Source organism: Pseudomonas sp. HMWF021, assembly GCF_003061005.1.
Lineage (GTDB): Bacteria > Pseudomonadota > Gammaproteobacteria > Pseudomonadales > Pseudomonadaceae > Aquipseudomonas.
On sequence record NZ_QAIK01000125.1, the window covers coordinates 19356 to 30654 of the forward strand.

At 59.1% G+C, this 11299-nt stretch carries 11 protein-coding genes; 10 read left to right on the forward strand and 1 reads right to left on the reverse strand.

Annotation, left to right across the window (positions count from 1 at the left end):
• The first annotated feature begins 45 nt into the window (after positions 1 to 45).
• Together prpF and prpD are read left to right on the forward strand one after the other, a co-directional pair.
• Positions 46 to 1248, forward strand: coding sequence for a 2-methylaconitate cis-trans isomerase PrpF (gene prpF / locus DBR18_RS17275; RefSeq protein ID WP_108591210.1), 1203 nt, complete (start codon positions 46 to 48; stop codon positions 1246 to 1248).
• A gap of 200 nt (positions 1249 to 1448) precedes the next feature.
• Positions 1449 to 2933, forward strand: coding sequence for a 2-methylcitrate dehydratase (prpD, locus tag DBR18_RS17285; RefSeq protein WP_108591211.1), 1485 nt, complete (start codon positions 1449 to 1451; stop codon positions 2931 to 2933).
• A 109-nt stretch (positions 2934 to 3042) separates the two neighbouring features.
• Here the strand turns inward: prpD and DBR18_RS17295 are convergent, their stop codons facing one another.
• Positions 3043 to 3861 (reverse strand): pyruvate, water dikinase regulatory protein, encoded by an 819-nt coding sequence (locus DBR18_RS17295; RefSeq protein ID WP_003223283.1) that lies wholly within the window; start codon positions 3859 to 3861, stop codon positions 3043 to 3045.
• Positions 3862 to 4035: 174 nt separating this feature from the next.
• Here DBR18_RS17295 and ppsA point away from each other — a divergent pair, with 174 nt between their 5' ends.
• The 8 genes from ppsA to DBR18_RS30315 all read left to right on the forward strand — a co-directional run.
• On the forward strand, positions 4036 to 6411 hold the full coding sequence (ppsA, locus tag DBR18_RS17300) for a phosphoenolpyruvate synthase (protein WP_007960913.1): 2376 nt from the start codon (positions 4036 to 4038) through the stop codon (positions 6409 to 6411).
• A gap of 187 nt (positions 6412 to 6598) precedes the next feature.
• Entirely contained in the window at positions 6599 to 7588 is a 990-nt protein-coding gene (locus tag DBR18_RS17310) for an alpha/beta fold hydrolase (RefSeq protein WP_108591213.1), read from the forward strand.
• A 224-nt stretch (positions 7589 to 7812) separates the two neighbouring features.
• A complete protein-coding gene (gene rraA, locus DBR18_RS17315; protein ID WP_108591214.1) occupies positions 7813 to 8304 on the forward strand; it encodes a ribonuclease E activity regulator RraA in 492 nt (163 codons plus the stop codon).
• Between the two features lie 22 nt (positions 8305 to 8326).
• Positions 8327 to 9322 (forward strand): zinc transporter ZntB, encoded by a 996-nt coding sequence (locus DBR18_RS17320; protein ID WP_108591215.1) that lies wholly within the window; start codon positions 8327 to 8329, stop codon positions 9320 to 9322.
• Positions 9323 to 9385: 63 nt separating this feature from the next.
• Positions 9386 to 9634 (forward strand): CrfX protein, encoded by a 249-nt coding sequence (locus tag DBR18_RS17325; RefSeq protein WP_108591216.1) that lies wholly within the window; start codon positions 9386 to 9388, stop codon positions 9632 to 9634.
• A gap of 2 nt (positions 9635 to 9636) precedes the next feature.
• A complete protein-coding gene (locus DBR18_RS17330) occupies positions 9637 to 10461 on the forward strand; it encodes a mechanosensitive ion channel domain-containing protein (RefSeq protein ID WP_007916401.1) in 825 nt (274 codons plus the stop codon).
• An 87-nt stretch (positions 10462 to 10548) separates the two neighbouring features.
• Complete coding sequence (sigX, locus tag DBR18_RS17335) at positions 10549 to 11139, forward strand: RNA polymerase sigma factor SigX (RefSeq protein WP_011333251.1); 591 nt, start codon at positions 10549 to 10551, stop codon at positions 11137 to 11139.
• A gap of 107 nt (positions 11140 to 11246) precedes the next feature.
• The coding region (locus tag DBR18_RS30315) for an OmpA family protein (RefSeq protein ID WP_146188767.1) at positions 11247 to 11299 on the forward strand (53 nt) is incomplete at its 3' end.

Genomic DNA, 11299 nt, shown 5'->3' on the forward strand with positions numbered 1-11299 from the left:
TGCGAGCGCGGGTCGGTTGACCCGCGTTTGCGGATAAGGAGCACCATGGCTCACGCAGCTAATTTCGCACCGCAGATCAAAATCCCCGCCACCTACATGCGCGGCGGCACCAGCAAAGGCGTGTTCTTCAGCCTCAAGGATCTGCCCGAAGCCGCGCAGATTCCCGGCCCGGCCCGCGATGCCTTGCTGCTGCGGGTGATCGGCAGCCCAGACCCGTACGACAAGCAGATCGACGGCATGGGCGGCGCCACCTCCAGCACCAGCAAAACCGTGATCCTGTCGAAAAGCATCAAGGCCGATCACGACGTCGATTACCTGTTCGGTCAGGTGTCCATCGACAAGCCGTTCGTAGACTGGAGCGGCAACTGCGGCAACCTCTCGGCAGCGGTCGGTTCGTTCGCCATCAGCAACGGTCTGGTGGACGCCAGCCGCATTCCGCACAACGGCGTGGCGGTGGTGCGCGTGTGGCAGGCCAACATTGGCAAGACCATCATCGCCCACGTGCCGATCACCCATGGCGAGGTGCAGGAAACCGGTGATTTCGAACTCGACGGCGTGACCTTTCCGGCCGCCGAAGTGCAGGTCGAATTCATGGACCCGGCGGCGGAAGAAGAGGGCGGTGGGGGCTCGATGTTCCCCACCGGCAACCTGGTCGATCAGCTTGAGGTGCCGGGTGTCGGCACATTCCAGGCGACCATGATCAATGCCGGGATCCCGACGATTTTTGTCAACGCCGCAGACATCGGCTACACCGGCACCGAGCTGCAGAGCGCGATCAACAGTGATCCGCAAGCGCTGCAGATGTTCGAAACCATCCGCGCCTACGGTGCATTGCGCATGGGCCTGATTTCGAATCTGGACGAAGCGGCCAAGCGTCAGCACACGCCGAAAATCGCGTTTGTCGCCAGGCCCGCGGATTACGTGGCGTCCAGCGGCAAGGCGATCGCCGCCGCTGATGTCGATCTGTTGGTGCGCGCGCTGTCGATGGGCAAGTTGCACCACGCGATGATGGGCACTGCCGCCGTGGCCATCGGCACCGCTGCAGCGATCACCGGCACTCTGGTGAACCTCGCCGCCGGTGGCGTTGAACGCACCGCAGTGCGCTTCGGCCATCCGTCCGGCACCTTGCGCGTCGGTGCCGAGGCCAGCCTGGAAAACGGTGAGTGGGTGGTGAAAAAAGCCATCATGAGCCGCAGTGCGCGGGTGCTGATGGAAGGCTACGTGCGCGTGCCCGGCGACTCCTTCTGACCCAACACACGGGATCATTGCAACCCGACACCTCCCTGTAGGAGCTGCCGCAGGCTGCGATCTTTTGATCTTGTTTTTTAAGATCAAGATCAAAAGATCGCAGCCTGCGGCAGCTCCTACATGAGTACGTAATTCAAAAATAAAAATGCATCGCCTGAACCGAGGTCCCATCAACGAACCACTGCAAGAGTGAATCGAACATGAGCGCCAACGTCGACCTGAACAACCGCCCCGACTACGACCGTGTCCTGCAGGACATCGCCGATTACGTCCTCACCTTCAACGTCGAATCTGCTGAAGCCCTCGACACCGCCCGCAACTGCCTGATGGATACGCTGGGCTGTGGCCTGCTGGCGCTGCGTTTTCCCGAATGCACCAAACACCTTGGCCCGCTCGTGGAAGGCACCGTGGTGCCGTTCGGCGCGCGGGTGCCCGGCACGTCGTATCGCCTCGACCCGGTGAAAGCTGCGTGGGACATCGGTTGCATCGTGCGCTGGCTCGACTACAACGACACCTGGCTGGCCGCTGAATGGGGGCATCCGTCGGACAACCTTGGCGGGATTCTTGCGGTGGCCGATCATCTTTCGCAGAAGCGCATTGCCAATGGTGAGAGTCCGCTGACAATTCGCGATGTGCTTGAAGCGATGATCATGGCCCACGAGATTCAAGGCGTGATCGCCCTGGAAAACTCCTTCAACCGCGTCGGCCTCGACCACGTTCTACTGGTGAAAGTCGCTTCGACCGCCGTCACTGCCAAACTGATGGGCGCCAATCGCGAGCAACTGCTGTCGGCGCTGTCCCATGCCTTCGTTGACGGTCAGGCGCTGCGCACTTATCGCCATGCACCGAATGCCGGGTCGCGCAAATCCTGGGCGGCGGGGGATGCGACCAGTCGTGGCGTGCGTCTGGCCGACATCGCCCTGCGCGGCGAGATGGGTATTCCCGGCGTGCTGACGGCCAAACAGTGGGGCTTCTACGACGTCTCGTTCAGCCACACCAACAACGATCTGGCGCTCAAGCCGGAAGGCAAACGCGCTTTCAGTTTCTCGCGGCCTTACGGCAGTTACGTGATGGAAAACGTGCTGTTCAAGATCAGTTTTCCCGCCGAGTTCCACGCGCAGACCGCCTGCGAAGCGGCGGTCACCTTGCACCCGCTGGTGCGCAACCGGCTGCAGGAAATCGACCGCATCGTCATCACTACCCACGAGTCGGCGATTCGTATCATTTCCAAGGTCGGGCCGCTGGCGAACGCGGCGGATCGCGATCACTGCCTTCAGTACATGACAGCCGTGCCGCTGGCGTTCGGCAATCTGGTGGCCGAGCAGTACGAGGACGAGTTCCACGCCGCGCACCCGATCATCGATGTACTGCGCGAGAAAATGGTCATCGTCGAAGAGCCGCGTTTCACCCGCGAATACCTGGAGGCTGACAAACGCTCGATTGCCAACGCGGTGCAGGTGTTTTTCAAGGACGGGACGAGTACCGAGAACGTGGTGGTGGAATACCCGATCGGCCATCGTCGACGCCGGGTCGAAGGCATTCCATTGCTGGAGGGCAAATTCAAGGCGAATCTGCTGACACGATTCACCGCGCAGCGTAGCGGTGAGATCTTCGCACTGTGCAAGGATCAGGCGAAGCTTGAATCTACTCCCGTAAATCGCTTCGTCGACCTGTTCGTCATCTGACACCAAACACTGTAGGAGCTGCCGCAGGCTGCGATCTTTTGATTTTGCTTTTCAAGATCAAAATCAAAAGATCGCAGCCTGCGGCAGCTCCTACAGGGGATGAGTTTTGTTATTTGAAACGCCGCTCCACGCCTTTCTCCACCAGGATCTTCGCCGAAATCTCTTCCACCGAAAAATGCGTGGAATTGATGTGCGGGATGTTTTCGCGGCGGAACAGGTTTTCCACTTCGCGCACTTCGAATTCGCACTGGGCGTAGCTCGAGTAGCGGCTGTTGGGTTTGCGCTCGTTACGGATAGCGGTGAGGCGGTCCGGGTCGATGGTCAGGCCGAACAGCTTGTGCTGATGGGCGCGCAGGGCAGTCGGAAGGGTCAGACGCTCCATGTCGTCTTCGGTCAGCGGATAGTTGGCCGCGCGGATACCGAACTGCATCGCCATGTACAGGCACGTCGGCGTCTTACCACAACGCGACACGCCCACTAGTATCAGGTCGGCCTTGTCGTAATAGTGGGTGCGCGCGCCGTCGTCGTTGTCGAGAGCGAAGTTAACCGCCTCGATGCGCTCCATGTAATTGGAGTTGTGCCCGATCGAATGCGACTTGCCGACGGTGTAGGAAGAATGCTCGGTCAGTTCCTGTTCGAGCGGGGCCAGGAAGGTCGAGAAAATGTCGATCATGAAACCATTGGAGGTTGCGAGAATCTCACGAATGTCCTGATTGACGATGGTGTCGAAGATGATCGGGCGCATGCCGTCGGTTTCGGCGGCTTTGTTGATTTGTTGTACCATGGCCCGCGCTTTGTCCGCGTTGTCGATATACGGCCGCGTGACCTTGCTGAAGGTAATGTTTTCGAACTGCGCCAGAAGGCTTTGACCCAGGGTTTCGGCAGTGATGCCGGTGCCATCGGAGATAAAGAAAGCAGATCGTTTCATTTGCACCTTGGGCCTTAAGCTAATGAGCATTTCTGGATATGATAGGCGCGATTTGCCGGCCGCCATTGGCCCGCATTCTCACTTATTTTCCAGGTCCAGGCCATACAACCGGCCAACGCTCCCCCGAGCAGCCGGTTTCTGAGCTTTTCCAACACAGTTAGTGGAGAGATCACCTTGGTAGAGTACGTAGTTTCCCTCGATAAGCTCGGCAAACACGATGTTGAGCATGTGGGGGGCAAGAACGCATCCCTGGGCGAGATGATCAGCAACCTGGCGGGTGCCGGTGTGTCGGTCCCCGGCGGTTTCGCCACCACCGCGCAGGCCTATCGCGACTTTCTCGAACTGAGCGGCCTCAACGACCAGATCCACAAGGCTCTCGACGCCCTGGACGTCGATGACGTCAACGCGCTGGCCAAGACCGGCGCGCAGATCCGTCAATGGATCATGGACGCCGAATTCCCCGAAAAACTGAATACCGAGATCCGCACCGCGTTCGCCGCACTGTCGGCCGGCAACCCTGACGTGGCCGTGGCCGTGCGTTCTTCCGCCACCGCCGAAGACTTGCCGGACGCATCGTTCGCCGGTCAGCAGGAAACCTTCCTGAACATTCGTGGCGTGGAAAACGTTATCCGCGCCGCCAAAGAAGTATTCGCTTCGCTGTTCAACGACCGGGCGATTTCCTACCGCGTGCACCAGGGCTTCGACCACAAACTGGTCGCCCTGTCGGCTGGCGTGCAGCGCATGGTGCGTTCGGAAACCGGTACCGCCGGCGTGATGTTCACCCTCGATACCGAATCCGGTTTCCGTGACGTGGTGTTCATCACCGGCGCCTACGGTCTGGGCGAAACCGTTGTTCAAGGCGCGGTCAACCCCGACGAATTCTATGTACACAAAGGCACCCTGGACGCCGGTCGCCCGGCGATCCTGCGCCGCAATCTGGGCAGCAAAGCGATCAAGATGATCTACGGCGACGAGGCCAAGGCCGGTCGTTCGGTCAAGACTGTCGACGTTGACAAGGCCGAGCGCGCGCGTTTCTGCCTGACCGATGCCGAAGTCAGCGAGCTGGCGAAGCAGGCGATGATCATCGAGAAGCACTACGGTTGCCCGATGGACATCGAGTGGGCCAAGGACGGTGACGACGGCAAGCTGTACATCGTGCAGGCCCGTCCGGAAACCGTGAAGAGCCGCACTCAGGCCAACGTCATGGAACGTTACCTGCTGAAAGAGACCGGCACCGTGCTGGTGGAGGGTCGCGCCATCGGCCAGCGTATCGGCGCCGGTAAAGTGCGGATCATCAAGGACGTCTCGGAAATGGACAAAGTCCAGGCCGGCGACGTGCTGGTCTCCGACATGACCGACCCGGACTGGGAACCGGTGATGAAGCGCGCCAGTGCCATCGTCACCAACCGTGGCGGGCGTACCTGCCACGCGGCGATCATCGCCCGTGAACTGGGGATCCCGGCGGTGGTGGGCTGTGGCAACGCCACCCAACTGCTGAAGGATGGTCAGGGCGTAACCGTGTCCTGCGCCGAAGGCGACACCGGTTACATCTTCGAAGGCGAGCTGGGCTTCGACGTCAAGAAAAACTCCGTCGACGCCATGCCGGAGCTGCCGTTCAAGATCATGATGAACGTCGGTAACCCGGACCGCGCCTTTGACTTCGCCCAGCTGCCGAACGCCGGTGTCGGCCTGGCGCGTCTGGAGTTCATCATCAACCGCATGATCGGCGTCCACCCGAAAGCGCTGTTGAACTACGACGGCCTGCCGCAGGAAATCAAGGACAGCGTCGACAAGCGCATCGCCGGTTACAACGATCCGGTCGGTTTCTACGTCGAAAAACTGGTTGAAGGCATCAGCACCCTCGCTGCAGCGTTCTGGCCGAAAAAGGTCATCGTGCGTCTGTCGGACTTCAAGTCCAACGAATACGCCAACCTGATCGGCGGCAAGCTGTACGAGCCGGAAGAAGAAAACCCGATGCTGGGCTTCCGTGGCGCTTCGCGTTACATCAGCGAATCGTTCCGCGACTGCTTTGAACTCGAATGCCGCGCGCTGAAACGTGTGCGCAACGAGATGGGCCTGACCAACGTCGAAATCATGGTGCCGTTCGTGCGTACCTTGGGCGAAGCCAGTCAGGTGGTCGATCTGCTCGCCGAAAACGGCCTGGCCCGTGGCGACAACGGCCTGCGTGTGATCATGATGTGCGAACTGCCATCCAACGCGATTCTCGCTGAAGAATTCCTCGAGTTCTTCGACGGCTTCTCGATCGGTTCCAACGACCTGACCCAGCTGACGCTGGGCCTGGACCGTGACTCCGGGATCATCGCGCACCTGTTCGACGAGCGTAACCCGGCGGTCAAGAAGCTGTTGGCGAATGCGATTGCCGCGTGCAACAAGGCCGGCAAGTACATCGGCATCTGCGGTCAGGGTCCTTCGGACCATCCGGACCTGGCCAAGTGGCTGATGGAGCAGGGCATCGAAAGCGTGTCGCTGAACCCGGATTCCGTGCTGGAAACCTGGTTCTTCCTCGCCGAAGGCCAAGCGCAGGCTTGATCAATATGTGAACGGCCATCCTCCCCTGTGGGAGCGGGCTTGCTCGCGAAGACGGAATAAGATCCGCCACAAATGTTGGCTGATACACCGCGTTCGCGAGCAAGCCCGCTCCCACAAAGGTCGGGGGCCTTGAGATTGAAGTAGGGCGGGCTCCTGTAGATGCCGCCCTTTTTTGTGCAAGAGCATTATGCAAAGCAGCAGCAACCTGTTTCCTGTCGCCCTGATCAGCGCCGAACGACGCGGTGATCTGAGCGAAGACGTTTATCGATTGAAACCGGGCAACAGCCCGGACTGGTCCGTGGAGATCGCCGTCACCCGTTTGGGCATGGCCGATGACACGGCGCCTCGCGGTGTGCCGGTGATTTTGCTGCATGGCAGTTTTTCCAACCGACGCTTCTGGTTCTCCCCCAAGGGGCTGGGCCTGGGCGCGTATCTGACGCGTCTGGGTTTCGACGTGTGGATCCCGGAAATGCGCGGCCATGGTCTGTCGCAACGCAATGAGGATTACCGGCGCAACCGCGTGGCCGACTACGCCCGTTACGATCTGCCGGCGATTGCCGCGTTCGTCCGCGAGCAGAGCGGCCAGGTGCCACACTGGATCGGTCATTCGCTGGGTGGCATCACGTTGGCGGCGGCGCTGGGTGGCGAGTACCTTGGCGAGCCGGCGGTGGCTTCTGCGGCGTTTTTCGGCACGCAAGTCAGCCGCACGTACTGGCCGCTGAAGATTCCGCCAGTGGAGTGGAGCGGACGCTTCATTCTCAAGCGTTTCGCGCAATTGTCCGGTTCACGCCTCAAGCGCGGCCCGGAAGACGAGCCGATCGGTCTGGCGCTGGAAAGCATGCGCTGGTACGGCCTGTTCGGCCGTTTTGGCGACAAGGACAAGGACTGGTGGGCCGGACTTGCCGGGGTTCAGGTGCCCGTGCTGGCCGTGACGGCGGCGGGGGATCATCAGGATCCGGCGTGGGCCTGTCGCAAACTGTTCGAGCAGATCGGTTCCGAGCACAAACAGTTCGTCAATCTGGGGCGTGAACAAGGCTTCAGCGACAACTTCGGGCATGTCGAGATGCTGGTGAGCAAGGCCGCGCAGGCCGAAGTCTGGCCGTTGGTGGCGCGCTGGCTGCAGGATCAGCACGCGCCGCTGCTGGGCGAGAAAGCGGATCTGGCTGCGGCGGTGTGAGCGAAGGCTCTGAAAAGGGCATTTCGTTCGCACTGGCTTGCGGCTAAGATATGACGCATTGTGCATTTCTGGTCATATTTGGTGGCTGTTTAGCTATTACGTTTCAGCGTTGGTTCAGGTTCGTTCAGCGACCATTGCATGAACTAAGGTAAACAGCGGCCGCCGGGACTCGTTTCAAAGAGTGCGACATCCTTGATCGTCTTCCTTTTTACAGGAGTTTTTCGATGAACCATTACCTCACGCCTGACCTGTGCGACGCCTATCCGGAGCTGGTGCAGGTGCTTGAACCGATGTTCAGCAATTTTGGCGGCCGTGATTCCTTCGGCGGCGAAATCGTGACCATCAAATGCTTCGAAGACAACTCGCTGGTCAAGGAACAGGTTGAGCTCAAAGGCAACGGCAAGGTGCTGGTGGTCGATGGCGGCGGTTCCCTGCGTCGCGCGCTGCTCGGCGACATGCTGGCCGAAAAAGCCGCAAAAAACGGCTGGGAAGGCATGGTGATCTACGGTTGCATCCGCGATGTCGATGTCATCGCGCAGACCGATCTTGGCGTCCAGGCGCTGGCCAGCCATCCGATGAAAACCGAAAAACGCGGCATCGGCGACCTCAACGTGGCGGTGACGTTCGCCGGCGTGACGTTCCACCCGGGCCAATACATCTATGCGGACAACAACGGCGTGATTATCTCGCCGAGCCCGCTGAAGATGCCTGAATAAAGTTTTCGACAAAGGGATGCGGATGTTCGAGGAAGAAAACGCGCAGTGGGGGCTGGTGCATGCCCTGGTGCTGGACGGAAAAGGCGGCGCGCGCGCGATTGCCCGGACCGAACTCGACGATCTGCGGCTGCAGGCCCATGAAAGCCTGTGGCTGCACTGGGATCGCAGCCATCCACAAACCCAGACCTGGCTGCGCAAATCCAGTGGCTTGAATGAATTCAGTTGCGACCTGTTGCTGGAAGAAAACACCCGCCCGCGCCTGTTGCCGTTGCCGGACGCAGAGTTGCTGCTGTTTCTGCGCGGGGTCAATCTCAATCCCGGTGCCGAACCGGAAGACATGGTCTCGGTACGGATTTTCGCTTCCGCCCAGCGCGTCATTTCCCTGCGTTTGCGTCCGCTGCGCGCCACCGATGAACTGTTGGCGCTGTTGAGCGAAGGCAAAGGCCCGAAAACCTCCTCTGAACTGATCCTTTATCTGGCACAATTTCTCACCAACAAGGTGCAGGATCTGGTCACGTGCCTGTCGGAACTGGTCGATGAAGAGGAAGAAAAGCTGGATGCCGACGAACGGTATACTCCCGAGCATGGCTCGATTTTGCACATCCGCCGCCGGGCGGCCGGGCTGAAGCGTTTTCTGGCACCGCAGCGGGACATTTTCGGACAGCTGACGCGGATAAAACTGCCGTGGTTCGTCGACGATGACGCCGACTACTGGAACGAATTGAACAACAGCCTGACGCGCTATCTCGAAGAGCTCGAATTGACCCGAGAGCGCATGGGCCTTGTGCTGGAGGCCGAAGACCGGCGTTTGAACGTGCGCATGAATCGCACGATGTACCGTTTCGGGATCATCACCTGCATCTTTTTGCCGATGAGTTTTCTCACCGGCCTGCTGGGCATCAACGTGGGCGGCATTCCGTTCTCCAGCAGCCCTTACGGTTTCCTGATTGCCTGTCTGACGGTGCTGGCGATGGCCTTCGGGCAATGGTGGTTATTCCGCCGTTTGCGCTGGGTGTGACTATGCAACATGTGACCCGACCAAATTTGCCCGCGTCTTTCACAGACATCACGAGAGGTGCGTATGCACGATCCGTTTGAACAGTCTTTGCGCGACATGCTCAACGCCTCGCCGTCCACCCGCGACGACGATGCCTGTCTGGGGCGCGTACTCAAAACTGCCAACCGTCAGGTTGGCGCCGGTGATCTGTTCAGTCTGCTGGGCCGTTGGCTGCCCGCGTTGATGATCGCCCTGAATAACGGATCGGCCCACGTTTCGCCGGTTTCCCGTCTTCGTAAAACTACTGCACGCACTGCTGATAAGGCTGATTGAATATGGAACTTGATCTCTGGACTCAGAGCCTCGTCACTGCAATGACTGCGTTGTGGACCAAAGTCGCCAATTTCATCCCGAACCTGTTCGGCGCACTGGTTGTGCTGCTGTTGGGCTTCGTGGTGGCCAAGCTGCTCGATACCTTGCTCTCCAAATTGCTCGCCAAACTGGGCCTCGATCGCCTGATGGGCGGCACCGGGCTGACCAAATTGATGTCGCGTGCCGGGCTGCAAGTGCCGATCTCGACCCTGATCGGCAAGATCGTCTATTGGTTTGTTCTGCTGATTTTCCTGGTTTCTGCAGCAGAGTCCCTTGGACTTGAGCGAGTTTCAGCTACGCTGGACATGCTGGCGTTGTATTTGCCGAAAGTTTTCGGCGCCGCGCTGGTGTTGCTGGTGGGTGTATTACTCGCACAATTGGCCAACGGGCTGGTGCGCGGGGCGGCAGAAGGCGTAGGGCTGGACTACGCTTCAGGTTTGGGCCGCATTGCCCAGGGGCTGGTGATCATCATCAGTATCTCGGTCGCGATCAGTCAGCTTGAGGTCAAGACCGACCTGCTGAACCATGTGATCGTCATCGTATTGATTACCGTTGGTCTGGCGGTTGCGCTGGCCATGGGCTTGGGAAGCCGGGAAATTGCCGGTCAGATTCTTGCGGGAATCTATGTGCGTGAGTTGTATCAGGTTGGGCAACAAGTGCGTGTTGGCGAGGTCGAAGGCCAGATCGAAGAGATCGGCACGGTTAAAACCACATTGCTGACCGATGAGGGTGAGCTAGTCTCACTCTCCAATCGGATCCTGCTGGAACAGCATGTGAGTAGCCGCTAACCCGGCAAACCCTGCTAATGTATGCCGCCGCAAAATGCCCTGTGAGGGTTGCGGCGGACATTGACCTGACTGTCGGCACGACTTGTTTTGAATAAAGCCCAAACGCTATCCACGCGCTATGACCCCCGTGAGCTCTCTGATGAGGAGTTGGTCGCGCGCTCGCATACCGAGCTGTTTCACGTGACGCGCGCCTATGAAGAGCTGATGCGGCGTTACCAGAGAACATTATTTAACGTTTGTGCGAGATATCTTGGGAACGATCGCGACGCAGACGATGTCTGTCAGGAAGTGATGCTTAAGGTGTTGTACGGCCTGAAGAACTTCGAGGGGAAATCGAAGTTCAAAACCTGGCTCTACAGCATCACGTATAACGAATGCATCACGCAGTATCGGAAGGAACGGCGAAAGCGTCGCTTGATGGACGCTTTGAGTCTGGACCCCCTGGAGGAAGCGTCGGAAGAAAAGGCGCCGAAACCCGAGGAGAAGGGCGGGCTCGATCGCTGGCTGGTGTATGTGAACCCGATTGACCGTGAAATTCTGGTGCTACGATTTGTCGCAGAGCTGGAGTTTCAGGAGATCGCAGACATCATGCACATGGGTTTGAGTGCGACAAAAATGCGGTACAAACGTGCTCTAGACAAATTGCGTGAGAAATTTGCAGGCATTGCTGAAACTTAGTTCAGCGCAAATATCTCTTACGTGTAGGCAAGTTCTGATAGACTTGCCGCCGAGTTGTCCCCCGGTTTGCGGGACTGCTTCACAATCACCAGATGGGGATTTAACGGATGAAACTGAAAAACACCTTGGGCTTGGCCATTGGTTCTCTTATTGCCGCTAC

What these genes read in the sequence shown, in the direction of transcription:
- prpF (WP_108591210.1), top strand. Translation starts at nt 46, where the DNA reads ATGGCTCACGCAGCTAATTTCGCACCGCAGATCAAAATCCCCGCCACC.
- DBR18_RS17320 (WP_108591215.1), top strand. Translation starts at nt 8,327, where the DNA reads ATGTTCGAGGAAGAAAACGCGCAGTGGGGGCTGGTGCATGCCCTGGTG.
- DBR18_RS17325 (WP_108591216.1), top strand. Translation starts at nt 9,386, where the DNA reads ATGCACGATCCGTTTGAACAGTCTTTGCGCGACATGCTCAACGCCTCG.
- rraA (WP_108591214.1), top strand. Translation starts at nt 7,813, where the DNA reads ATGAACCATTACCTCACGCCTGACCTGTGCGACGCCTATCCGGAGCTG.
- DBR18_RS17310 (WP_108591213.1), top strand. Translation starts at nt 6,599, where the DNA reads ATGCAAAGCAGCAGCAACCTGTTTCCTGTCGCCCTGATCAGCGCCGAA.
- DBR18_RS17295 (WP_003223283.1), bottom strand. Translation starts at nt 3,861, where the DNA reads ATGAAACGATCTGCTTTCTTTATCTCCGATGGCACCGGCATCACTGCC.
- DBR18_RS17330 (WP_007916401.1), top strand. Translation starts at nt 9,637, where the DNA reads ATGGAACTTGATCTCTGGACTCAGAGCCTCGTCACTGCAATGACTGCG.
- prpD (WP_108591211.1), top strand. Translation starts at nt 1,449, where the DNA reads ATGAGCGCCAACGTCGACCTGAACAACCGCCCCGACTACGACCGTGTC.